General features: G+C 54.3%; 20 protein-coding genes. All 20 read left to right on the plus strand.

Going from position 1 to position 25182, the window contains the following annotated elements; translation table 11 throughout:
* Positions 1–574 precede the first annotated feature (574 nt).
* Entirely contained in the window at positions 575–1351 is a 777-nt protein-coding gene (locus MQW23_RS08110) for a thymidylate synthase (RefSeq protein ID WP_252107669.1), read from the plus strand.
* On the plus strand, positions 1348–1884 hold the full coding sequence (locus MQW23_RS08115) for a dihydrofolate reductase (protein ID WP_252107356.1): 537 nt from the start codon (positions 1348–1350) through the stop codon (positions 1882–1884). The genes MQW23_RS08110 and MQW23_RS08115 overlap by 4 nt, the downstream gene beginning before the upstream one ends.
* Before the next feature lie 20 nt (positions 1885–1904).
* Positions 1905–2735: a ProQ/FINO family protein gene (locus tag MQW23_RS08120; RefSeq protein WP_252107357.1), complete on the plus strand. Its 831-nt coding sequence runs from the start codon at positions 1905–1907 to the stop codon at positions 2733–2735.
* A gap of 262 nt (positions 2736–2997) precedes the next feature.
* Positions 2998–4086, plus strand: coding sequence for a porin (locus tag MQW23_RS08125; RefSeq protein ID WP_252107358.1), 1089 nt, complete (start codon positions 2998–3000; stop codon positions 4084–4086).
* Between the two features lie 249 nt (positions 4087–4335).
* The gene (locus MQW23_RS08130; RefSeq protein ID WP_252107671.1) at positions 4336–5328 is read left to right on the plus strand and encodes a porin; all 993 of its coding nucleotides are present in this window, start codon (positions 4336–4338) and stop codon (positions 5326–5328) included.
* Positions 5329–5594: 266 nt separating this feature from the next.
* Positions 5595–6002, plus strand: coding sequence for an RT0821/Lpp0805 family surface protein (locus tag MQW23_RS08135; protein ID WP_252107359.1), 408 nt, complete (start codon positions 5595–5597; stop codon positions 6000–6002).
* Positions 5999–7759, plus strand: a complete 1761-nt coding sequence (locus tag MQW23_RS08140; RefSeq protein ID WP_252107360.1) for a polysaccharide biosynthesis/export family protein — start codon at positions 5999–6001, stop codon at positions 7757–7759. Before MQW23_RS08135 ends, MQW23_RS08140 begins: the two co-directional genes overlap by 4 nt.
* 91 nt (positions 7760–7850) lie before the next feature.
* On the plus strand, positions 7851–8660 hold the full coding sequence (locus MQW23_RS08145) for an ABC transporter permease (RefSeq protein WP_252107361.1): 810 nt from the start codon (positions 7851–7853) through the stop codon (positions 8658–8660).
* A 3-nt stretch (positions 8661–8663) separates the two neighbouring features.
* Positions 8664–9761, plus strand: a complete 1098-nt coding sequence (locus tag MQW23_RS08150; RefSeq protein WP_252107362.1) for a KpsE/RkpR family capsule polysaccharide export protein — start codon at positions 8664–8666, stop codon at positions 9759–9761.
* A 261-nt stretch (positions 9762–10022) separates the two neighbouring features.
* Positions 10023–11429 (plus strand): MBL fold metallo-hydrolase RNA specificity domain-containing protein, encoded by a 1407-nt coding sequence (locus tag MQW23_RS08155; RefSeq protein ID WP_252107363.1) that lies wholly within the window; start codon positions 10023–10025, stop codon positions 11427–11429.
* A gap of 158 nt (positions 11430–11587) precedes the next feature.
* Positions 11588–12505 carry an ABC transporter ATP-binding protein gene (locus tag MQW23_RS08160; protein WP_252107364.1) on the plus strand — a complete coding sequence of 306 codons (918 nt, stop codon included), beginning with the start codon at positions 11588–11590 and terminating at the stop codon, positions 12503–12505.
* A gap of 19 nt (positions 12506–12524) precedes the next feature.
* Complete coding sequence (rfbB, locus tag MQW23_RS08165) at positions 12525–13697, plus strand: dTDP-glucose 4,6-dehydratase (RefSeq protein ID WP_252107365.1); 1173 nt, start codon at positions 12525–12527, stop codon at positions 13695–13697.
* A gap of 108 nt (positions 13698–13805) precedes the next feature.
* Positions 13806–14171 (plus strand): GxxExxY protein, encoded by a 366-nt coding sequence (locus MQW23_RS08170; RefSeq protein ID WP_252107366.1) that lies wholly within the window; start codon positions 13806–13808, stop codon positions 14169–14171.
* Between the two features lie 75 nt (positions 14172–14246).
* A complete protein-coding gene (gene rfbD / locus MQW23_RS08175) occupies positions 14247–15140 on the plus strand; it encodes a dTDP-4-dehydrorhamnose reductase (protein WP_252107367.1) in 894 nt (297 codons plus the stop codon).
* A gap of 111 nt (positions 15141–15251) precedes the next feature.
* On the plus strand, positions 15252–16148 hold the full coding sequence (rfbA, locus tag MQW23_RS08180) for a glucose-1-phosphate thymidylyltransferase RfbA (protein WP_252107368.1): 897 nt from the start codon (positions 15252–15254) through the stop codon (positions 16146–16148).
* Between the two features lie 116 nt (positions 16149–16264).
* On the plus strand, positions 16265–16810 hold the full coding sequence (rfbC, locus tag MQW23_RS08185; RefSeq protein ID WP_252107369.1) for a dTDP-4-dehydrorhamnose 3,5-epimerase: 546 nt from the start codon (positions 16265–16267) through the stop codon (positions 16808–16810).
* 52 nt (positions 16811–16862) lie between these two features.
* Positions 16863–17306, plus strand: coding sequence for a hypothetical protein (locus MQW23_RS08190; RefSeq protein WP_252107370.1), 444 nt, complete (start codon positions 16863–16865; stop codon positions 17304–17306).
* On the plus strand, positions 17303–18421 hold the full coding sequence (gene wecB / locus MQW23_RS08195) for a non-hydrolyzing UDP-N-acetylglucosamine 2-epimerase (RefSeq protein ID WP_319022800.1): 1119 nt from the start codon (positions 17303–17305) through the stop codon (positions 18419–18421). The genes MQW23_RS08190 and wecB overlap by 4 nt, the downstream gene beginning before the upstream one ends.
* Before the next feature lie 100 nt (positions 18422–18521).
* Positions 18522–19802, plus strand: a complete 1281-nt coding sequence (gene wecC / locus MQW23_RS08200) for a UDP-N-acetyl-D-mannosamine dehydrogenase (protein ID WP_252107371.1) — start codon at positions 18522–18524, stop codon at positions 19800–19802.
* A 131-nt stretch (positions 19803–19933) separates the two neighbouring features.
* Positions 19934–25171, plus strand: a complete 5238-nt coding sequence (locus MQW23_RS08205; RefSeq protein ID WP_252107372.1) for a glycosyltransferase — start codon at positions 19934–19936, stop codon at positions 25169–25171.
* The last annotated feature ends 11 nt before the right edge of the window (positions 25172–25182 follow it).

Here is a 25182-nt window from a genome sequence, read left to right on the forward strand (position 1 = left end):
CAGTCCGCATAATCAAGGGTGTTGCGTTGCCCCTCGAGGAGCCCACTTTAGTGGGCGATGCGCCTGACAAGGCGCCCTGGTTGGGGCACCGCAATTTCGCCCGGTGTCTTTCCCGACTGGTCGCTAGCTGGCGCTTGCTCCTACAGTCTACAGCCCACAATGAAGGGCGTTGCAGTGCCCCTCGTAGGAGCCCACTTCAGTGGGCGATGCGCCTGACAAGGCGCCCTGATTGGGGCACCGCAATTTCGCCCGGTGGCTTTTTCGGCAGGTCGCTAGCTAGCGCTTGCTCCTACAGCCCACAGCATAATGAAGGGTGTTGCAGGGCCCCTCGTAGGAGCCCACTTTAGTAGGCGAAAGCGCCTGACAAGGCGCTCGGGTTGGGCCGCCCCAGGCAAACTAAAGCACGTTGCAAAAGCAGCGGCGTTGCCTGATGCACGCCGCCGCCCTAGAATACAGCCTTTACTGAACTGCACTTCTAACCCGCAACTCTGGACGCGCCGTGACCGTTTCAACGCCTGCAACGACTGACCCGAAAGCCACTTCTAGCGCGCTGGAGCAGCCCTATCTGGAATTGATGCGTACCGTGCTGGAGCAGGGGGTCGATCGAAGCGATCGCACCGGTGTGGGCACCCGTTCACTGTTCGGCCACCAAATGCGCTTCGATCTGGCCCGCGGATTTCCGCTGCTGACTACCAAGAAGCTGCATTTACGCTCCATCGTCCATGAGCTTTTATGGTTTCTCAAGGGCGATACCAATATTGGCTATTTGAAAGAGCACGGTGTGCGCATCTGGGACGAGTGGGCCGACGAAAACGGTGACTTAGGCCCGGTCTATGGTTACCAGTGGCGCAGCTGGCCTGACCCCAAAGGCGGAGAAGGCGTCGATCAAATCACCAACTTACTCGAGCAGATTCGCCATAATCCGCAGTCGCGCCGACTCGTGGTGTCGGCTTGGAACCCGGCCCAGGTGGATGAGATGAAGCTTCCGCCTTGCCACTGCCTGTTTCAGTTCTACGTGGCCAATGGCCGGCTGTCGTGCCAGCTTTACCAGCGCAGCGCCGATATCTTTTTGGGCGTACCGTTCAATATCGCAAGCTACGCGCTGCTGACGTGCATGGTTGCTCAAGTGACGGGGCTAGCGCCGGGAGAATTCATTCACACCCTAGGCGATGCTCACCTTTACAGCAATCACTTCGAGCAGGCGCAAGAGCAGCTGGCGCGCGCGCCTTACGCGCCGCCCGCGCTTTGGTTGAATCCAAACGTCACCGACCTTTTTGACTTCACCTTCGACGATATTCGTATCGACGATTACACCAGCCATCCTCACATCAAGGCGAAGGTAGCCGTATGAGCCAGTCGACCATCGTTGAACCTTTGGTACCGGTCGCCATGATCGTCGCCATGGCCAAAAATCGCGTCATTGGCGTTGAAGGCAATTTGCCCTGGTACTTGCCTGAAGACCTGAAATTCTTTAAACGTAAGACGCAGGCAAAGCCGCTGGTGATGGGGCGCAAGACGTTCGCCTCGATTGGAAAGCCCTTGCCCAATCGGCTCAATATCGTGGTGACCCGGGACGAGAGTTTCGAGGCCGAAGGCGTACGCGTTTGCCATGACCTGGAAAGCGCGCTGGCGCTGGCCGACCAGCACGCCACGATCGAAGCGGCAGAGGAGATCATGGTGATGGGCGGCGGCGAAATCTACCGTCAGGCCATGGCTTACGCTCAAAGGCTTTATATTACCGAAGTGGATGTAGAGGTAGAAGGCGACACTCACTTTCCGGAGCTGCCGCCGAATACGTTCGAAGAGGTGCAGCGCGTCGCAGGTATGCCTGCTGAGGGGCAGCCCCACTACGATTTTGTCGTATTTGATCGCACCGCCGACTGACCAGCTCCAGGGAGGGCGCCATGGCCGCCAGCGTACAAGAACTCATCGAATCACTGGAAGCGCATCTGGCGCGTACCCAACACGAACTCCAGCAGCTCCGTCAGGAGAATACTCGGCTGAAGCAGACGGTTAGCGAGCAGCAACTGTCACTCGAAAGCTTTCAGGATGTGGCCCGAGTAGAAAACGCTGAAGTCCAGCCGGTCGACAAGCAGACAACGCTGGATCCTGCTGAATCGGTCGCTGCTCCAGGTGAAGAGGGAATGCACTCCTCGGTAACCGAAGGCCAGACGCAGGCGAGTCCGATCGACTCCACAGAGCTAAAGAGCGAAGAAGCTACCGCTGCGCCTACGCCTCCTTCTCCGCACGCACTCTTGAAGCAGTGGTACGAGCGCTACCCTCACGCTTTTTTCACCGGTCATACGAAGCCGCTCAAGGTGGGTATTCATCACGATCTGGCCGAGCGCGAGCCTTGGTCGGGCAAGTTGATTCGTCGCGCGCTGGCCAACTACGTCAACCTGCCGCGCTATGTGAAATCCATGCGCGAGGGCGCCGAGCGGGTCGATCTGGATGGCATGCCGGCCGGCCTGGTGGACAAGGAAGCCTCGCAACACGCAAATGAGCGGCGCAAAGACTCCGCTGGTGAAAAGCCATCTAAAAGAGGAGCCCGGGAGGAGCGCAATAAAGCCGTCCACAGGCCGAATCAGACACAGCGAAAGTCGGTAAAGCGTGCAGAGGATTCTCATGAGCAAGCGTCTTCTTCAAACAATACATCTCAAAAACATGAAGATAAGAAACCGCTTAGCATGGAAGAGAAGATAAAGGGGTTGCTCCAGAAGTTCGAAGGCCACTGAGACCCGCTTACGCTTCATGGGTTCCGCATAAAAGCGTAAATAGTAAAAGAACACTGTTTTTTTCTATTGCGTTCCCTCGGATCCCGGTATAGAGTTTGACTTGCGAGCATTGGACTATAACAAGGCCCAAGCGAGGACATGCCGCATACCATCGAATTACACGGTGGATGAAAAAAGAGCATGACCCATTGGCCAACCTGCAGGCTTATAAAAAGCCCGGCAGATACGATCGAAACAGTAAGCTAGTAAAGGAACCTACCTCATGAAAAAGACACTTTTAGCGACTGCTGTCATCGGTGCTCTGAGCGCCTCTGCTGCCGCTCAAGCCGCTACCGTTTATGACGAAGACGGCACCAAAGTTGACCTGTACGGCCGTATCGCGCTGGGTGTTGCTGGCGGCGGCCCCGAGTACAACGGTGCTGAGCAAGAAATCAACAACGATGCTGAATTCGTTGACGTTTACTCTCGCCTAGGCTTCCGTTTGAGCCAAGAAATCACCCGTGACCTGACCGCTTTCGGCCGTCTCGAGTGGCGTTTCCGTGCTGACGAGTCTGGCACTCGTAACGGCAACGACTTCGACGCGTTCTCTGAAACTCGTCAAGCCTACCTGGGTATGACTAGTAACCAGTACGGTACTGTTCAAGCTGGTAACTTCGATAGCTTCTATAACCAGTTCGTAAGCCTGCCGTTCGATGTTTACATTGACCGTGGTTTCGAATTCGGTGGTCACCCGACTCAGTCTCGCGGCGACTCTATCGGTTACTACACGCCGGATCTGGAAGGCTTCACTGTATTCCTGCAGGCAAAGAACTACAGCGAGCGCGGTCAGCTCGAGGCTACTACGTCTGAAGACGGTAACGTGACAGCCACCCAAGGTGGTGTTCGTTACGCTGAAGGTCCGGTCACTGTGGGTCTTGGTTGGGTTGACGACGTAGCACGTGGCGACGGCGGTAACGGCGAAATGCGTTACGGTTTGATCGGCTCTTACGACTTCACCGATAACGTTTCTGCACGTTTGGGCTACGAAGGTCGTGATAACAACGGCGACATCGTAGGTCCTGGCGGCGAAACTCGCGGCGGCGGCTTCGACAAAGTAGGTCTGGGTGGTACTTTCACCACTGGTCCTTGGGCATTCAACGTCGATTACTACAACATCGAGCGTGACGATGCCGACACCAGCCGTTCCTGGGCGACTGGCGCGTACTACAACCTCTCCAGCAACTTCGACGTGTTCCTGGAAGTGGCTGACGCTGATGCGCCGCGCATCAACCGTAACGACGACTTCGGTGACACCATCGACAGTCTGACTGACGACGTTTACTGGCTGACAGGCGCGCGTTACTTCTTCTAAGCTCGGGCCAATATCCGAGTTAGAAAGTAACCCTGCAGCAAATAGAACCGGCTCCTTATGGAGCCGGTTTTTTTGTGGCCGTATGAATTTGTCTGGTAAATTTTATTAGTAATGGTTATCATTATCTTGTTTACTTCTATTTTGTTATAGTGTAACATTATGCCCGGTTGCTATTTCACTTTTGAACTCAATCAATTAAAAAGGCAAGGGCGGGCAATGAGGGTGAATTCAGGATTTAAGTCGGCGCTCATGGGTGCAGGCATTTTGTTGGCAGGGTCAGCTCAGGCAACAACGCCTATTTACGACGAAGATGGTACTCAGCTGAGTGTCTATGGACGTATCTCCATTGGGATAGCAGGCGGCGGGCCGGACGAAGATAGCCTGGGCCGCTCTATTAATAACGATCCTGAGTTCGTGGATGTTTACTCCCGCCTTGGCTTTCGCATGCGCCAGCAGATCAACAGTGATTTGGCTGCATTTGGACGACTCGAGTGGCGCTTCGCCGGTGACGAGCGCATTAGCGGCCAATCCTTCAGGGAAACGCGCCAAAGCTTTATCGGCCTTGAAAGCGAGCGCTTCGGTACGGTGCTAGCCGGCAACTTCGATAGCCTCTACTACCAGTTCGTATCCGCTCCTTTCGACGTTTATCTGGATCGCGGCCTGCTGTTTAACTCGACCGCTCTCCAATCCCGTGGTGACTCGATTGGCTACTACACGCCGGAAGTCAACGGATTTACCAGTTTCTTGCAGGTGAAGCACTACAGTGAGCGCGGCCAAGTGCTTGAAGAGCAGCGCCCCGAAGGAAGCGTAACAGCAGCGCAGGGTGGCGTGCGTTACCGGCAGGGGCCGCTTAGCATTGGGCTGGGAGCGGTCGAAAACGTGGTGCGTGGTGGCGGTAACGGCGAAGTGCTTTATGGCTTGATTGGCTCTTATGATCTGCGCGATAACCTTACCGCGCGCCTTGGGTTCGAAACCCAAAGTGATAGCAGTGAGTATGGCGGCGGTTTCGATTCCTTTGGCTTGGGTGGCACCTACACCACCGGCCCTTGGGCGTTCAATGCCGATGCTTACCGGGTCGAGCGTGACGGGCAGGATGACAGCAACGCCTGGACGATCGGGTCGTACTATGCGATCACTAGCGATTTCGATGTATTCCTCGAAGTGGCCGAAGCGGATTCACCCGCCATAAGAAGCTCCTCTGATGACGTGTACTGGATTACCGGCGCACGCTATCTTTTCTAGCGATACTCAATCTGATCGTGCTTCAAGCCGGCCCCTTCGAGGGCCGGCTTTTTTGTTAAATCCAAGGTTTATTTAAAGAAATTGATCCATAGCATTTGTAGAGAGGCCGTTGAGGTAGAGCGCCAAAAGGGAATCACTTACAATAGCGGGCCAAGACGATGTGCTTGATGAGCGCATCAACCGTTTTTACCGTGTAAAGTGCAGGGCAAGGGAAAGCGCCCGGAACAATCCTCGGGCGGTAGCGTGCCTTTTTTCTGGGAATCACAATGCCACATACCTTACGTATTCACGCGGTGCCGGTTCGCCTGGTGCTCACCGCCTTAAGTCTGCTGCTGTTAAACGGCTGTAGTAGCTACCCCACCAGTAGCGCTACCCAGTCACCTCAATACGTACTCAGTAACGACGGCGCCAAAGCGATTAATGATCAAACGATAAATACGTTTTTGGATCGCTCGCCCACCGGCGGCATCATGAGCTCGGCTTCGAGTCCTTGGGGCCCCAACGTCGAAATCGTGGCCGACGAGCGTTATCTGGCGGCGAGTGGGCGTGAATGCCGCCGCTTGCAAATCGTTAGTTCGCAGGCGGCCACTCGCCGCGCATTGGTGTGCAAAACGCCAAACGGATGGGTCGAACAGCGCGTGGTCACGCAATCAGTAGAAGGGCGTTTTCAATGAACGTTTTGACAAAATACACCGCCCATCGCGCCATCAAAGCGCTGGCCATCGTCTCGCTAAGCGGCTGGGTGACGCTGGGCGCCACCGCGCATGCACAGGTACTGAGCCTGCCTGACGATACGCTTGCCGGCCAACGCAGCTCATCAACCGATAGCCAACAGCGCCAAGGCCAGCAGGGCCCAGCACAAGGTCAAATCGACGACTCTCCGCGCGCCGATTGGCGAAGCGGCACCTATGGGCCGGTACCCAACAGCCAGCCACGTAATCCGGACATGCTGCCGCCGTTTGGTTTCAACCTGTTTACCGGCGGTTTTCGCGGCGCGATCGGTGATGGCCTGAACGCTGATTACCGCATCAAACCCGGCGACCAGGTCACTGTACGCGCTTGGGGGGCGATAGAACTCGACCGTGTGCTGCCGGTAGATGCCCAAGGTAATATTTTCATTCCAGGTTCTGGCCCCATCAACGTGGAGGGCCAAAGTAGCCGGCAGGTAGACAACAGCGTACGACAGGCAATTACCTCGGTGTACCCGGAAAATGTCGAGGTCTATACCAACCTGCAGGGCGTACAGCCCGTGGCCGTTTACGTCACCGGCTACGTGGAAAACCCTGGCCGCTATGCGGGTACCCCGGACGACTCGCTGCTATATTTTCTGGATCAGGCCGGCGGCATCGACCAGGACCTGGGCAGCTACCGCCAGGTCCGCGTAATGCGCAACGGCAACCAGATCGCCACCGTCGATCTCTACGATTTTCTCATCAACGGCACCATTCCCCGTCCGCAGTTCCAGGATGGCGATACCATCGTCGTCGAGGAACGCGGCCCGGCCATCGCCGTGGTGGGCGACGTTCACCGCGAGCTGCGCTACGAGCTGACCAGCAACACCCTGAGCGGGGCAGAGCTGGTCAACCTGGCGCGACTGAGAAGCGGCGTTTCCCACGTGCTGCTGCGCGGTAGCCGCCCCAGTGGCCCCATTGCGCAGTATTACCCGCTGGACAGCTTCGCCGTTCAAACCATTCGTAGCGGTGACGAGGTTACCTTCAGCGCCGACCAGCGTAGCGAAACCATCGTGGTGGAAGTGGAGGGCAGCTACTACGGGCCTTCCCGCTACGCGCTACCGCGCAATGCGCGCCTGAGTGAGTTGCTGGACGCCATTGCCGTACCGGAGCGCATGACCGCGGTCGAGAGTATTTCTATTCAACGTGAAAGCGTGAAAGAGCAGCAGCGCCAGTCCATGGAAGACAGCCTGCGACGGCTGGAAACCACCTACCTGAGCGCGCCTTCAAGCACCAACGAGGAAGCACAGGTACGCGCTCAGGAAGCCGAGCTGATCCAGAACTTCGTTGAACGCGCCCGCGAGCTCGAGCCCAGCGGCCGAATGGTCGTTGCCCACGACGGCAATATTTCGGATATCCGCCTGCAGGACGGCGACGTGATCACCATTCCCGAAATCAGCGATTCGTTGCTGGTTAGCGGTGAAGTGCTCGTACCCCAGGCCGCTGTCTATAGCCCAGGCATGAACGTGATCGACTACATCGAAAGCGCTGGCGGCTTCACCAACCGCGCCGATGACGACCATATCCTGCTCGTACGCCAGAACGGCGCGGTGGAAAACGCCAAAAATTCACCGCTACGCCCGGGCGACGAGATTCTGGTCATGCCCGCCGCACCTACGCATAACCTGCAGCTGGCTGCCACTCTGACGCAGATTCTCTATCAGGTTGCCGTTGCCACGCGCGTGGCTGTGGATCTTTGAGTTTGGTGAAGGGTGAGGTGTGAATAGTGAGTAGTGATGGGTTAATGGTAAATGGCAATGATTGAGTGGGCGAACGGCAAGGAAAATGGTAATGGCCAATAACCCAACGGCGCGGCGTGGCGCTCGTACGCCGTGGCAGGTAACCCGTAGCGTGTGGTACGCCATGTTCATGCGCGAGGCGATCTCGCGCACGATGTCCGACCGCATGGGCTGGTTCTGGATGGTGTTCGAGCCTGTGGCTTTCGTAGGCATCATGGTGGCCATCCGTAGTTTTATTAGCGGCGATAAATTGATTGTCAACGCACCGTTCATTCCTTGGATGATTACCGGTCTCATGGGGTTTTTCCTGGTTCGTGAAGGCATGATGCGAGGTATGGGCGCGGTGGATTCCAGTAAAGCGCTATTTGCCTATCGTCAGGTTCAGCCCGTAGACCCAGTACTGGTGCGCAACTTTCTGGAAGGCACGCTACGCACCTTCGTTTTTCTCATCTTCATCGTCGGCGGACTAATGCTGGGGGTGGAGATGTATCCAGATAACGCCATTCGGGTGATGGCGGCTTGGCTCTCGCTTTGGTGCTTGGGGTTAGGGCTCGGGTTGATCGTTTCGGTAGCCGCAACTCTGGTGCCGGAAATTGGTCGGGTAGTTCGCATAATATCACTACCGTTGCTTATTATTTCCGGCGTTATTTTGCCACTCAATAGCTTGCCCCACTGGCTGCTCGAATACCTGATGCTGAACCCGATTCCACACGGGTTGGAAACACTGCGCGTGGGCTTTTTTGAAAATTACAAGGTCATTCACGGCACCAGCATGCTCTACTTTTGGCTATTCACGCTCTCGCTTATCACGGTAGGGCTTATCATGCACCTGCGTTTTGTTGACCGGTTAAAGGCAAGCTAATTCATGCAAGGCTTCTCTCGTTTCGTTAAAAGATCGCCACACTGGGCGCTGGCTATTTTGGCCATCATTCTGGTTACCTTTTACTGGTTTGTCTGGGCACAGGACCGTTTCGTTTCTCGCGCCACGGTGGTGCTGGACAGCCCCCAAGTGGCCACCCCGGAAATCAGCTTTGCCTCGCTCATGGGGGGCGGCGGAGGCGGCAATACGCACGATCTGCTGCTGCTACGCGAGCACCTGCTTTCCGTGGATATGCTTCGCCAACTGGACGATGCGCTGGATTTTCGCGAGCACTACAGCGAACACGGCGATATTTTCTCCACCTTGTGGAACGCCGACGCCCCCATCGAAGAGCTGCACAACTACTACCTGCGCCGGGTCAACGTCGAGCTCGATGAGTACGCCGGCGTACTCATCGTGGAAGTGCAGGGCTATACGCCCGAGTTCGCCCACGACATGACGCAAATGCTGCTGGAAGCCGGCGAAGAGCACATGAACCAAATGGGCCACCGCCTGGCCGATGAGCAGGTTCGCTTTTTGGAGCAGCAGATGGTCCGCTTGGAAGAGCGCTTTCGCGAAACGCGCTCCGAACTGCTGGATTTTCAAAACGAGTACGGTTTGATATCGCCCACCGCCACCGTGGAAAGCCTGAACCAGGTAGTGGCCACGCTGGAAGGGGATCTCGCGCGCTTGCAGGCCCAGCGCGATGCACTGGCCAGCTTCCAAAGCTCACAATCCGCCGAACTGCGCCAGGTCGAGCGTCAGATTACCGCGCTGCGCGACCAGATCAGCGAGCAGAGCGAGCGCTTGGCCCAGGCTGCCGGCGGCGCACTTAACCGCGTTTCCGCCGAGTATGAAACCCTCGAGCTACAAGCGCAGTTTGCCCAGGAAACCTATTCCAGCGCCTTGGCTGCGCTCGAAAACACACGCTTGGAAGCGGCGCGCCAGCTCAAACAGGTCAGCGTCCTACAAAGCCCGCTCTACCCCGAGTACCCCACCGAGCCCGATCGCCTCTACAACAGCAGTGTGTTCGCCATCATCACTATCTTCCTCGCCTTCATCCTTAGCATGATCATCATGATCGTGAAGGATCATCGTGATTGATAGTTTGTGAGTGGTGAGTGGTGAGTTGTTAATGATGAGGTGTGAGGTGTGAGGTGTGAGGTGTGAGGTGTGAATGGTTGGAGTGTAGAGTGCCCCCGCTTTGTAGGATCCGAATTCATTCGGCTAAGGCGGCGTCAGCCGCCTCGGGGGTAGCCATCAAGTTGAAATGATGGCGCAGCTTTCACTCACAGAGGTAACCTCTCACAAGACCAAGGCAACTTCACCAATACACTTGCCAAGCAATAACGGGGCATATAGCCCATGCTCGATATTCTCCTTCACGGCGGCGCCACTGGCGTCACCGGCAGCTGTCACCAGCTCATACTCAATAGCGAAAACTCGCTGCTGGTCGACTGTGGCCTGTTCCAGGGCGAGGATGCAGAAGCGGACACTTTCGAGCAGCTCAAAATCGAGTTCGATATCTCGACGATAAAGGCTCTGGTGATCACCCATGTGCATATCGACCACGTGGGGCGTCTTCCGTACCTGCTGGCAGCCGGCTTCAAAGGCCCTATAATCTGCTCGAAACCTTCTGCCAGACTGCTGCCGTTGGTGATCGAAGACGCGCTCAAGATAGGCTTCACCCGTAATGCGAATCTTATCGAGCGTTTTCAGCAGCAGCTCGAATTGCAAATCGTCAGCGTGGCGTACGACAAGTGGCACAGCGTGGTTGAAAATGACCACATCACAACCCGCATCAAGCTCAAGCGGGCAGGGCACATTCTGGGATCGAGCTACGTGGAAGTAAGCCATCAAAACCACGCTACCCTACAAAAAGAGCGCATAGTGTTTTCCGGCGACCTGGGCGCACCCCACACGCCGCTACTACCAGCGCCCAAGTCACCCCACGGTTGCCACCAATTGGTACTCGAAAGCACCTACGGCAACCGCACCCACCCTGACCGTGAAAACCGCCGCGCGGTGCTCAAAAATGCCATAGAACGGGCGCTGGAAAACGGCGGTACGGTCATGGTGCCAGCCTTCAGCATCGGCCGAACGCAAGAGCTTCTATATGAGTTCGAAGGCATTATTTTCGATGCCAAAAAATCACGCTGGAAAGCGCTCGAAATCATCGTCGATTCGCCACTGGCCGCGCGCTTCACAAGGGTTTATCGAGAGCTCAAACCCTGCTGGGATGCCGAGGCCCAAACGCGGATTCAAGCGGGCCGCCACCCGCTCGATTTTGCCAACCTCTACACGGTCGATTCCCACGAAGAGCATCTGCAAACCGTGGAGTACCTGGCCAACACCGGCCGGCCTGCGGTGGTCATTGCCGCCAGCGGCATGTGCGCCGGCGGGCGTATCATGAACTACCTGAAAGCCATGCTGGCAGACAAACGCCACCAGGTGCTGTTCGTCGGTTATCAGGGCGCCGGTACCCCCGGGCGCACGATTCAACAGTACGGCCCCAAAAGCGGCTGGGTCGAAATAGACGGCGAACGCATCGACATCAACGCCGGTATCACCAGCATCAGCGGCTATTCCGCCCACGCCGACCAACAAAACCTGCTCGACTTCGTCAAACGCATGCGCCACTGGCCGCAAACTATTTACTTGGTACACGGCGAGCAAACCGCCCGGTATGTGCTCAAGCAAAAGCTTGAAGCGATGTATGAGCGTAAGGGCAAAAAGGTGACCGTGAGGAACGGCGAAGCACAGACCCTGTAGGAGCCCAATTCATTGGGCGCAGGAAGGCGCCAGCCTTCCCGGAGTTGGCGTTGCTCTCGACAGATCGCTGGCTAGCGCCTGCTCCAGCAGCATGTTCTCGCTAGCTAAACGATCTTACTTTATTGTTGTTTCTTACCAAACTACCCATATAAGCACTCATGATCGAAGTAAAAAACCTCTTTAAGCGCTATCACAACCACCACGGCAGCGACTGGGTACTTAAAGACATTAACGTCACTATTCCTGCGGGAGTAAGCGTTGGGTTGATAGGTGCCAACGGTGCGGGTAAATCAACGCTTTTGCGTCTGATCGCCGGTATGGACAAACCCGAGCGCGGCGAGGTAATCCGCCATAGCCGTGTATCGTGGCCCGTGGGGCTTTCCGGCGGCATGCAGGCGAGTATGACCGGCCGCCAGAACGTCAAGTTCGTGGCCCGCGTACAGGGCAGCACGGATACGGAAGTCCAGCGTATTATCGATTTCGTCGAAGACTTCGCCGAAATCGGCAGCGCCTTCGACGAGCCCATTCGCACCTACTCTTCCGGCATGCGCTCGCGCATCTCCTTCGGCCTTTCCTTCGCGTTCGACTTCGATGTTTATATCTCCGATGAAGCCACCGCCGTAGGCGACCGCGCCTTCAAGGATAAAGCCAAGAAGCTGTTTCAATCCAAGGTGGGTGAAGCCTCACTGATCATGGTGTCTCACTCGGAAGGCATACTGAAAGACCTTTGCCAGGCCGGGCTCTACCTCAAAAGCGGCAGCGCTTATTGGTACGACGATATTGCCGAGGCCATTGCCGCCTACCATGTCGATGTCGATGCCAAGAAATCCGCAGGTGAAAGCGAATTACCCAAGGACATAATAGGGGCGCGCCACTACCTGGCCGAGCGCCATTTGATTTTGAAGGGCGCTCAGGAAACGCTGAATGAGCTGGAAGAGCAGGGTGCCGCACCCGAGCAAATCACCGCCGCCAAGCAGGAAGTGAACACGGCGGGCAAAGGCGCCCGCGAGGCACGCCTTCACTTGGAAGCGCTGGAAGAAAACGAACGCCAATCAAAAAAGAAAAAGCGCGCTTGATACCGCAGCCAGAGAACCTATGAAAACCAAAACTTTTTTGATTACGGGCGGCGCGGGCTTCATTGGTTCCGCCGTGGTGCGCGAACTCATTCAGCACACGCCACACCGCGTTATCAACGTGGACAAGCTGACCTACGCCGGTAACCTGGAATCGCTGGCAAGCGTGGAAGCCAACGAGCGCTACACCTTCGAGCGGGCGGATATTAATGATGCCGCCGCCATGCAGCGGCTGCTAGCCAATCACCAGCCCGATATCGTGATGCACTTGGCCGCCGAAAGCCACGTAGACCGCTCTATCGACGGCCCCGCCGAGTTTATTCAGACCAACATAGTCGGCACCGCCGTGCTGCTGGAAGCGGCTCGCTGCTACTGGAACGGCTTGGAGGGGGAGCGCAAGCAAGCCTTCCGCTTCCACCACATCAGCACCGATGAGGTATACGGCGACCTTGCTGAGAGTGAGGCGCTAGGCGCAAGAAGTGAGGAAACCGCCTCACCAGTGACCTCTCACCGTTCGTTATTCACCGAGCAAACGCCCTACGCCCCCAGCTCGCCCTATTCTGCCAGCAAGGCCAGTTCAGATCACCTGGTGCGCGCTTGGCAGCGCACCTATGGCTTGCCCACGTTGGTTACCAACTGCTCCAACAACTACGGCCCGTACCACTTTCCCGAGAAGCTCATACCGTTGATGATTCTCAATGCCTTGGCGGGAAAACCATTACCCGTTTATGGCGACGGTCAGCAAATTCGCGACTGGCTCTATGTGGAAGATCACGCCCGCGCGCTTATCAAGGTCGCCACGCAAGGCCAGGTAGGCGAAACCTACAACATCGGCGGGCACAACGAGCAGACGAACTTGCACGTAGTCGAAACCCTTTGCGACATACTGGATGAGTTGGTGCCAGGTAAGGAGTTAGGGGGGAGAAGTGAGGAGAATAGCGCTAACTCCCTACAAACGCAGCGCTCACCCCTCACGACTTACAGAGAACTGATCACCTTCGTCGCCGACCGACCCGGCCATGACATACGCTATGCCATCGACGCCAGCAAGATCGAGCGCGAATTGGGCTGGATTCCAGAAGAAACGTTCGAAACCGGCCTGCGCAAAACCGTAGAGTGGTACCTTGCTAACCCAATCTGGTGGCAACGCGTACAAGACGGCAGTTATCAAGGTGAACGCTTGGGTAGTTTGTAAGGGCTATTAGCCACGGACGCTCACTGAAAACACGGACAAACCCAAAGATTATTTGAAGCTTAGCCCCTGCATTCAGTCAGCGAAAGTAGTTAGTATGATGAGGTGCGTATGCTCAAAGAAGAAGCACTAACCTACCGGATTAGGGGCGCGATTTACGAGGTCAACAGGCAGTTAGGTCCGGGGTTTCTTGAGAGTGTTTACCAAAAATCTCTAGCTATTGAACTGCAAGGTTCGGGTCTTAATGTACAGATAGAGAAGCCCGTTAATATTTACTATAAACAACATCTTGTTGGTGAACATCGCCTCGATTTAATAGTTGAAAATAGCGTAATTCTTGAACTGAAAGCACAGCAACAGTTGCCACCATCAACTGAGCCTCAATTAATTAACTACCTAAAGGCTACCGGGATGCCTGTAGGATTACTCATCAATTTCATTTATCCCAAAGCATGGATAAAGCGAATTGCCGTCTAAGCAGTGAATTCGTGCTTTTTTACCTTGTGTTTTTTCCGTGTTTTCCGTGAGTGTCTGTGGCGAATAAAGGTTTTTATGAATATTTTGATCACTGGCGGTAACGGCCAAGTCGGCTTCGAGCTCCAGCGCCAGTTCGCTATTTCTGGCAACATTTTGGCGCCGTCTCGTGAGGAGCTCGATCTGGCCAATACGTCGGCCGTCGAGGCATATTTGGCCGAGCACCAGCCCGCCCTGATCCTCAACGCCGCCGCTTACACCGCCGTGGATAAAGCCGAAAGCGAACCCGAGAAGGCCTGGCGCTTGAACGCGGAGCTACCCGCTCAGCTTGCCCGCTACGCTGCCCAACATGGTATTACGTTGGTGCACTACTCGAGCGACTACGTGTACCCCGGTAATGGCGCTGCCCCGTGGCAAGAAGACAGCCCTACCGGCCCGTTAAGCATCTACGGCCAAACCAAGCTGGAAGGCGACAACGCCATTGTGGAAAGCGGCGCCAACCATCTGATTTTTAGAACCAGCTGGGTATACGCCGCCCGCGGCAACAACTTCATGAACACCATGTTACGGCTGGGCCTCGAACGCGAGGCGTTAAGCATAGTAAATGACCAAATAGGCGCGCCCACCCCGGCCCGCCTGATCGCCCAAGTCTCAGCGCTTGCTTTCACACCTCACACCTCACACCTCACACCTCACTTGACATCTGGCATCTACCACTTAGCCCCCCGGGGTGAAACCAGCTGGTACGGCTTTGCCTGCGAAATTTTCAATCAAGCTGCCAGAGCAGGGCAGGCACTGGCAATCACCGCCGAGCACACGGCCGGCATCCCCACGGCCGATTACCCAACGCCGGCAAAGCGCCCGCTCAATTCTCGCATGCGCCTGACTAAACTCGAGGCCGCTTTAGGTGTCACACTACCGCACTGGCAAAACCAGCTAGCGCTGACGCTTACAGAGTACATCGAGAATTAACCGACCATGAAATACAGCGGCACCCAAGCTTGAACAACAAACACAGGGTTTTGTCCCTTGTCCGTGTTTTCAGTGTGTGTCCGTGGCGAAAACTTAAGGAAGAGGCTTTTCATGAGCCAAAGCACACAACGTAAAGGCATTATCCTGGCCGGCGGTTCCGGTACACGCCTGCACCCCATCACCCGCGGCGTCTCCAAGCAGCTGCTTCCGGTATACGACAAACCGATGATCTACTACCCGATCTCGGTACTCATGCTGGCCGGCATTCGTGAAATTCTGATTATTTCGACCCCGGAAGACCTGCCGCAGTACGAAAATCTACTAGGCAGCGGTGATGACTTCGGTTTGGCATTCGAGTATGCCGAACAACCCAGCCCCAACGGCCTGGCGGAGGCCTTCATCATTGGCGAAGATTTCATTGGCGACAGCCCCGTTTGCCTGGTACTGGGCGACAATATCTTTCACGGTCAACACTTCTCCGAGCAGTTAAAGCGCGCCAGTGAACAGCCCAGTGGTGCTACCGTATTCGGGTACCTGGTCAAGGACCCGGAACGCTTCGGCGTAGTAGAGTTCGATGAAGCGGGAGCGGCCATCTCGATCGAGGAAAAGCCTAAAAAACCAAAGTCCGCCTATGCAGTGACCGGGCTCTATTTCTACGATAGCGATGTGGTCGACATTGCCAAAAACGTGCAGCCGTCTGAGCGCGGCGAGCTTGAAATTACCAGCATCAACAACGCGTACCTAAACCGCGGCGACCTACGTGTCGAGCGCTTGGGCCGTGGCTTTGCCTGGCTGGACACCGGCACTCACGACAGCCTGCTGGAAGCTAGCCAGTACGTGCAGACCATCGAACATCGCCAGGGCCTCAAGATCGCCTGCCTGGAAGAGATCGCTTGGCAAAACGGCTGGATCAGCGACGATCATTTGGAACGCCTGGCCAAGCCGCTGGCGAAAACTCAATACGGCCAGTACCTGCAGCGGTTGCTCAAGCAGAAAACGAAAAAGTAAGCAGGCAATGGAAATCAACTCGCCACGGAAAACACGGAAAGCACGGACAAAATTTTTTATGTTTTCGTTTCCGTGCCTTCAGTGAGCGTTCGTGGCAAAAAAGGAAGTCACTAAACATGCACTACCAGCCTCTTGCCATCCCGGATGTCGTGCTGCTCACCCCGAAGGTCTTCGGCGACGAGCGCGGCTTCTTCATGGAAACCTTCCGCCAGAACGAATTCGAAGAACACTGCGGCCACTACGCGTTCGTGCAGGATAATCACAGCAAATCCGCCAAAGGCACGTTGCGTGGGTTGCACTACCAATTGGATCAGCCCCAGGGCAAGCTGGTGCGCGTGACACAAGGCGAAGTGTTCGATGTGGCAGTGGATATGCGTAAAAGCTCACCTACGTTCGGGCAGTGGGTAGGGGCCACGCTAAGCGCTAAAAACCAGCAACTGCTATGGGTGCCACCAGGGTTCGCGCACGGTTTCTACGTGACAAGTGACGAGGCCGAATTTCAGTACAAATGCACCGATTACTACGCGCCGGGTGATGAAGTTTCCATTCAATGGGATGACCCCACACTAGCGATCGAATGGCCGACCATGAAAAATGGACCGCAGCTTTCCGCTAAAGATCAAAGCGGGCTTTATTTTACGGCCGCGCCTTATTTTTTGTGAGTTGTTATGAATTTATAAATTATAGCGAAGTAACTAAGGTAGGAGCGTTGCAGTGACGTCGAATGAAGCAGTTCAGCTTATCGAGGCATCATCGCTATTTGATGCCAGCTGGTATTTAGAGCATTACCCGGATGTAGAAGCGTCGAAGATGAATCCTGCCCATCACTTTTACAAGTATGGCTGGAAAATGATGCGTGACCCTTCGAACCAGTTTTCGACTGCCGGCTATTTAAAAGCTCATAAAGACGTTAGAAAAAAAAGTGTTAATCCTCTCTTGCACTATCTACAGCTAGGTAAAAACGAGGGTAGATCAATTGTAGCAAGTTATCAGCCTGAAAAATTCAATGCTCCAAAAATAACAAGAATTAGTTTAGAGCCTCAAAAAGTCGCACGCCAATTGGCAGAAACCCAAGCGTTATTAGAAAAATATTACAGGCGTTGCCAAGAGCTCGAGTGCCAAACGTTGGATCAAAAGATTAAACCGGAGTCCCCGTGAAAGTATTAACCGTATTCGGTACTCGCCCTGAAGCTATTAAAATGGCACCTCTGGCCCTTCAGCTGGCTGTGGATGAACGCTTTGACGCCAGAGTATGCGTAACGGCTCAGCATCGTGAAATGTTGGACCAAGTACTGGAGTTATTTGAATTAACGCCAGAGTACGACCTGAATATAATGAAACCGGGCCAAGACCTGAACGATGTAACGTGCGGTATATTGCAAGGTCTAAAACCCGTTTTGGAGGAGTTTAAGCCCGACATGGTGCTGGTGCATGGTGACACCGCCACCACGTTGGCTACCACGTTGGCATGCTACTATCAGCAAATTTCGGTAGGGCATGTAGAAGCAGGTCTTCGTACCGGTAATTTGTACTCGCCTTGGCCGGAAGAGGGTAATCGTAAATTAACAGGTGCGCTAGCAGCCGTTCATTTTGCCCCTACCAATACCTCGAAGCAGAACTTACTGGCCGAAGGTATCAATCCTGCAACGGTTCACGTAACGGGCAATACAGTAATCGATGCGCTATTGGATGTGGTCGAAAAGCTGCAAAACAATACCACTTTAACTGCACAGCTGGCTGAGCGCTTTCCCATGCTGGATAGCAGTAAAAGGCTGGTGCTGGTAACAGGCCACCGTCGGGAGAGTTTTGGTGGCGGGTTCGAGCGCATTTGTCAGGCATTGGCTGAAACAGCAAAAGCCCACCCTGATGTCCAGATTCTTTATCCTATGCACCTCAATCCCAATGTACGCGAGCCGGTGAATCGTTTGTTGGCTGATGTCAGCAACGTTCACTTGATAGAACCCCAGGATTACCTTCCTTTCGTTTATTTGATGAATCGCGCCGCCATTATCTTGACGGACTCCGGCGGTATCCAGGAAGAAGCACCTTCTCTGGGCAAACCCGTACTGGTAATGCGGGATACGACCGAGCGGCCAGAAGCGCTGGAAGCAGGCACGGTGAAGTTGGTAGGTACGGATGTAACCAGAATAACCGAAGCGCTGAACACGCTATTGACTGATGACCAGGCGTATAACGCCATGAGCTATGCCCACAACCCTTACGGCGACGGCAAAGCGTGCCGGCGCATTCGCGACGTTCTCGCTGCACTATAAACTGTAAGAGAGCAAGAGCGAGGAGAAATCCTTCACCAGCGCAAAGTGCGCTTACTCCTAACAGCGAAGCGCTCACTAATTACTATTTACGGATAAACTCATGAAATTCGATACTATCTCCATGATCGGTTTGGGCTACATTGGTTTACCCACTGCCGCCGTATTCGCCTCACGTAAGCAAAACGTCATTGGTGTAGATGTCAACCAGCACGCGGTAGACACCATTAATAATGGCGAGATCCATATTGTAGAACCTGAGCTGGACATCATCGTTCAAGCGGCGGTAACACAGGGCTTCTTACGCGCAACTACCACACCCGAGCCTGCTGATGCATTCATGGTGGCAGTACCCACGCCGTTTCACACCGATGAGCATGGCCAAAATCACAAAGCGGACCTTAGCTACATCGAAGCGGCGGCAAAGTCTCTTGCGACCGTGTTAACGCCTGGCAACCTCGTAGTGCTCGAATCCACCAGCCCCATTGGTGCTACTGAAAAAATGGCCGAATGGCTGGCCGAAGCGCGGCCCGACCTAACCTTCCCACAAACCCACGGCGAAGCCTCGGATATTCGCATTGCGCACTGCCCTGAGCGTGTACTGCCCGGCCACGTCATTCGCGAGCTGGTAGAAAACGACCGCGTGATCGGTGGTATGACCCCCAAATGTGCCGAGGTAGCCAGCAAGCTTTATAAGCTCGTTGTCGAGGGTGAATGTGTAACTACTACCGCCCGGACTGCGGAGATGGCCAAGCTGACCGAAAACAGCTTCCGTGATGTGAACATTGCATTCGCTAACGAGCTTTCGACCATTTGCCACGAGCTGGATATCAACGTATGGGAGTTGATTGCGCTGGCCAACCGCCACCCGCGAGTCAACATTCTTACCCCAGGTGCAGGCGTGGGCGGCCACTGCATAGCGGTAGACCCATGGTTCATCGTGGATTCTTGCCCGGAGCAAGCCAAGATCATTCGCGCTGCGCGTGAAGTGAACGATGCCAAACCGCAGTGGGTACTAGGCCGCGTAAAAGAAGGGCTTGAGTACTACCATCAGCAGCATCCGGACGCCAAACGCAGCGACCTAACGGTAGCGTGCCTTGGTATTGCCTTCAAGCCGGATATCGACGACCTGCGCGAAAGCCCCGCGTTAGGTATTACGAAGCAAATTGCTCAGTTGGGTTGCCGCCTACAGGTAGTAGAACCCAATGTTGAAGCATTGCCTGAAGACCTTCAGCAGCCCAACGTTGAACTGAAGACCCTGGAAGAAGCGCTGACGCAAGCGGATGTAGTGTGTGTACTGGTGAAACATAAATCCTTCATCGAGCATCTAGAAGTTGTGCGCGACAAAGAAACGGTGATCGATGCGGTTGGCCTGCTCGGCTAGCAGCATAAGTATCAAGTAGTGAGGGGGGACAGTACGTATATAGGCCTGCCATAAAAGCATCTAAATTTACCACTCGCCACTCGCCACTCGCCACTCGCCACTCGCCACTTAACTTCTACTTCCGGATTTTCATGGACGCACTGCTGACCTACGCCACAAAACTTGCAAGTCAAAAAGCTTCGGCAATTGAGATACCCCTTCCAGGCCGAGTAGCCTATTTGGTTAGCCATGGGCAAAGCTATGCAAGCAACGGCTATGCAATCAGAACGCAAGGAATTGCACACGCCTTGAACCAGCACGGCTTGGAAACGCTGTGTTTTGTAAGGCCTGGCAGGCCATGGGAACTTAAGGCAGGAAAAAAAGGTACCCAAGCGGAAGTCAATATTGATGGGGTTCGCTATATTCATCGGCGCTGGTTGGCGGGTGAAAAGCCTAAAAATGAAATCGAACATCTAGAACAAAGCGTTGAATACTTTACCGAGCTTTTCAGAATTTATCGGCCCAGCGTGGTGTTGGCGGCCTCGAACTATATCGTAGGGTTGCCCGCTTGGGTAGCCGCCAAACGGTTGGGCCTGCCTTTCTATAATGAAGTGCGCGGTTTCTGGGAGCTTTCTCAAGATGCCCGACAGCCAGGGTATAAAGATACCCAAGAATTTAGAGCTGAAGCTGAGCGCGATAGCTTTGTAGCCCAACAGGCTGAAAAAGTATTTACCTTGAACCAGCCCATGCTGGATGCGCTGATAAAGCGCGGCGTCAATGCAGAAAATATCGCTTTAGTACCTAACGGGGTAAGCAAGCTACCTGAAACCAAACTCGCTGATACTGCCCTGAAAGCAAAGCTGGGAATTGAGCAGGGCGATAAAGTGGTTGGTTACGTAGGCAGCTTCAATGCTTACGAAGGCCTGGATGTACTGTTGAAAGCCTGTGCCGAACTGGTGCAGCAGGGCGAAAAGATCAAACTGTTGCTGGTAGGTGATGACCAGCCAATCACACGAGCGCTCAGTAAATCCAGAACACCACTAGAGGTTGAAGAACATGCCTCGTGGCTGATTCAAGTAGGCCGTGTACCTCACGAGCAGGTGGCTGACTATTATGCGTTGGTAGATACCATCGTGATACCGCGTAAGCGGTTATCGGTTTGTGAACTGGTACCGCCCATGAAAGCTGCCGAAGCGTTGGCTTACGGTAAACGGTTGGTGTTATCAGATTTGCCTGCACTGCGTGCAGTGTGTCAGGAAGGAAACGCGGTTGTATTTGTGGCGCCTGATCAACCCACAGCGCTGGCTGATGGCATACTCCAGCAGCTAGCACAGGGCCAAAAGCCGGCTGCGATTGATTATGGCGCTGTGAAACTACTGAATTCGACACGGGTAATGAGTGATGTTTTTCAAAACCAAAAAGACGAGCCTTTAGACAGCAGTAATATCCCAAAAGAAACGGCTAGTGATGTCAGCCAAGTGGGCTATGCTACTATCAGCCAATGGTTTTATACGCACGGTAAGCTTACTGATACATTAAACGCCTTGGATAGCTTGCAAAAAAGCGGTAAGAAGTTCGATAAGACCAAGCGCGATTTCCAAGAGTTTGTGGGCGGGCTTGCCCGTCTCAAGGGCGGTTGGAAACTGCCACCCCGGCAGCCGAATCCGGGCCTCATGTCGCGTCGGTACCATCTTCTTTATTGCCTTCACCAGTCGGTACCCCATGCGACCAATGGATACTCCACCCGTTCCCATGGCGTAGCGGTAGGTTTAAAACAGGCGGGCTGGCAGGTGCGTGCCACCACTCGCCCAGGCTTTCCGTGGGATGCGAACGTTAAAGGGCTTAACAAGGGGTATCACGAAGCGGAAGTTGAAGGTATTACGTATGCCGCCTGCGCCGGTTGGAATCTGGCCAAGACGCCGCTGGACTTTTATTTAGCTGAAGCCGCCGACCATTACGTGCGCGAAGCACAAACAAGCGGCGCAGAAGTTATCGTTGCTGCTTCTAATCATATTACGGCGCTGCCTGCGCTCATGGCCGCCAGGCGCTTGGGGCTGCCGTTCGTATATGAAGTGCGCGGCCTTTGGGAAGTAACTCAAGCCTCGACACAGCCTGAATGGGCGGGCTCTGAGCGTTACGAGCTGATGCGCGAACTCGAGCAGCAGGCAGCTCGTGAGGCGGATCTGGTCATCACGTTAACCAATGAGCTTGCCGCTGAACTGGCATCCTGGGGGGTAGCGCATGAACGGATTGTAGTGGTACCCAACGCGGTAAATGCTGAACGTTTCAAGCCCATCGCCCCCGATGCCAAAGTAATAAAAGAACTGAAACTCAAGACAGGCGTGCCGGTTATTGGTTACGCAGGCAGTGCAGTTGCCTATGAAGGGCTGGAGCTATTGCTGGAAGCACTGGCCCAGCTTAAGACTATAGGCCAAGACTTCATTTTTGTACTGGTGGGCGATGGCAAGGTAATTGATACCGTAAAAATGAAAGCCAAAGCGCTGGGTATTGAAAAGCACTGCCGCTTCACTGGGCGTGTACCGTTTGATGCGGTGCCAAAGTATCTTTCCTGCATGGATATTATGCCGGTTCCGCGCTTATCTTCAGCGGTTACCGAAATGGTATCGCCGCTCAAACCCCTTGAAGCCATGGCCATGGGTAAGGCCGTGGTACTTTCAGATGTTTCCCCGCACAAGACCATGGCGGGGGATAACGAACGCGCGCGGCTATTCCAGAAAGACAGCGCGGAAGACCTTTGCCGCGTACTGAAATCACTGATTGATAGCCCCCAGGAGCGTCAGCGCTTCGGGCTTGCGGCTCGCGCCTGGATAGAGCAGGAGCGTACCTGGAACCACGTTACACGTCTTTATGCTGAAAGCCTGGAGCTTGTACGTTCAGCCGAACGTGTTTTACCGGAAGCAGAGCACCAGGCTTCTCCCAAGCGATTGGAACAGTTAACACTTGGCTTGATTGCTGATCAATTCACTACCGATACGCTAGCCAGTGCCGTCAAGGTAGTGCCGCTTTCACCTGAGAACTGGCGGGAAGAGTTAGCCAAGCAGCCGATAGACGCAATGTTTGTAGAGTCGGCCTGGAAAGGCAACGACTGGAAGTGGCATCGCAAGGTGGGTTATTACAGCGATGAAGAGTTTGCGCCTTTAAGCGAACTGTTAGCGCATTGCCGTGCCCAGGCTATACCATCGTTATTCTGGAACAAGGAAGACCCGGTTCATTTTAATCGCTTTCGTAAAGCGGCCTCATTGTGTGATCACGTATTTACTACCGATAGCCGCCGTATCATTCCCTACTTGTCCACGCCGGGGGCGCTAACCCAGACCGCCAGCAGCGCGCCGTTCTACGCTTCACCCAAGATCCATAATCTGCTGCCTTCCACGCGCGAATGGCAGCCTACCGCCGCCTATGGTGGAACCTATTACGGCAAGCGCTACCCCGAGCGTACCGAGTATATGGATAAGATCATGAGTGCCGCAGCACCGCTTGGCCTTACCATTTACGATCGCCAGCACGATGACCCGGAATCGCCGTACAAATACCCGGGCGGGTTGGGTAGCTATGTGGCCGGTAGCTTAACGTACGAAGAGATGATTCAGGCGTACAAAGCCCACCCGGTACAAATCAATGTGAACTCGGTGCTGGATTCACCCACCATGTTCTCGCGCCGGGTAGTAGAGACAGTTGCCTGTGGCTCACCGCTAATTTCTGGCCCTGCGCTCGGTATGAACCGCTACCTTGAAGGGGCAGGGCATGTGGTGCGTACAGAAAGCGAAGCGGCGCAAGCGCTGGAAAATTTGATGCATCACCCGGCTTACCGCTGGCGCAATGCACTCAAAGGTGCGCGAGCTATCATGCGTGCTCACACTACCGAGCTGCGCTTATCGCAAATGCTGCGTACTGCTGGCGTAGTGGTAGATGCTCCGCAACCGCCCGATATAGCGCTGGTGACGGACGAAATTACCGAAACCGCCGCCCAGCAGCTGATGTCACAAACCCTTCGCCCTCAGCGTGTTCTTGCGAGCCAGTGGCAGCATGGCACACAAGCACAGCTGGAAGCAGCGGGCATTGCATGTGGCAGCCCAGAAGGGCAGCGCGTGGAAACCAATTCCCTTTGGCTATTGGCTACCTCCCGGGCGTTGGAAGAGTTGGAATCAGAAGATCTGGAAGACTTAGCTTGGACTACTTACTATGCGCCCCAGACGCGTATTGGTTTCAGCCGAGATGCCGTGCTGGGTGAAGGCCAATGGCCTGGGGTTGCCCAAGAAGGCATAGCGGTAAATGATGGCCTACAGTTAGTGCGCGCTACTGAAAGCAGCCCGCTTGAATCTTTTGTGAAGGAAGCTGCAAACCAGCCGGCCTTAGCTCTACGCAAACCGCCGCAGATTCACGAACAGGCACCCAATGTAGAACCCAAAAAGACAGTTGTTATTGCCGGGCACGATCTCAAATTCATTAAACCCTTCTACCCTTACTTCACTGATGCGGGTATTCGGTTGTTGCTCGACTTCTGGACAGGCCACAACCAGCACAATGAAATAGCCAGTAAGCGGTTAGTACGCCAAGCAGATACTGTTTTCTGTGAATGGATGCTGGGCAATGCCATGTGGTACGGCAAGCATAAGCGAGAGGGGCAGAAGCTGGTAGGACGTTTACATGCCCAAGAGTTACGCAGCGCTTTATTTGATAAAGTACCATTTAAAGCTTTTAATACTGTGATTTTTGTTGGCCCTCATATGCTCCGTAATGCTCAAAAACGCAATCCAGCACTGAATAAAAATGGGATAGTGATATATAACGGGGTCGACGTTGAGGCTATGCAGGCTGTTCCTAGAAAAGTGACTAATGGTAAAGTTTTAGGCTTAGTCGGTATGGTGCCGCAAAGTAAGCGGTTTGATCTTGCACTGGATATACTTAAAGAACTACGTAAAGAAGACGAAGGCTATACGTTACGCATTAAAGGCAAGCGGCCAGAAGATTATCCGTGGATGGTAAATCGATCAGAAGAAATGGCGTGGTATGAAGAACAGTATTGTCGAATGGATGAGGATCCACTGTTAAAACATGCTGTTTTCTTTGATCCTCAGGGTAATGATATGCCCGAGTGGTACTCTGGCGTCGATTATATTCTATCAGTTAGTGATCATGAGAGTTTTCATTTAGCTGTTGCTGAAGGGGCTGCTGCTGGTTGTCAGCCAATAGTTTTACCTTGGGTGGGTTCGAATGAAATATATCCAAAGGAATGGGTATATTTGAATGCTAAAGCAGCTTCAAAAGGTATAAAACACGATAAAAATAAACAGGTCAATATAAAAAACTTTGCGAGTGAAAATTTTAGTATAGATGTGGTTGCTAAGGCAGTTATTGAAAAAAATTAATTTATTCAGGT

Origin of the sequence: Halomonas sp. S3-1-1, from assembly GCF_023757625.1 — a bacterium.
Lineage (GTDB): Bacteria > Pseudomonadota > Gammaproteobacteria > Pseudomonadales > Halomonadaceae > Vreelandella.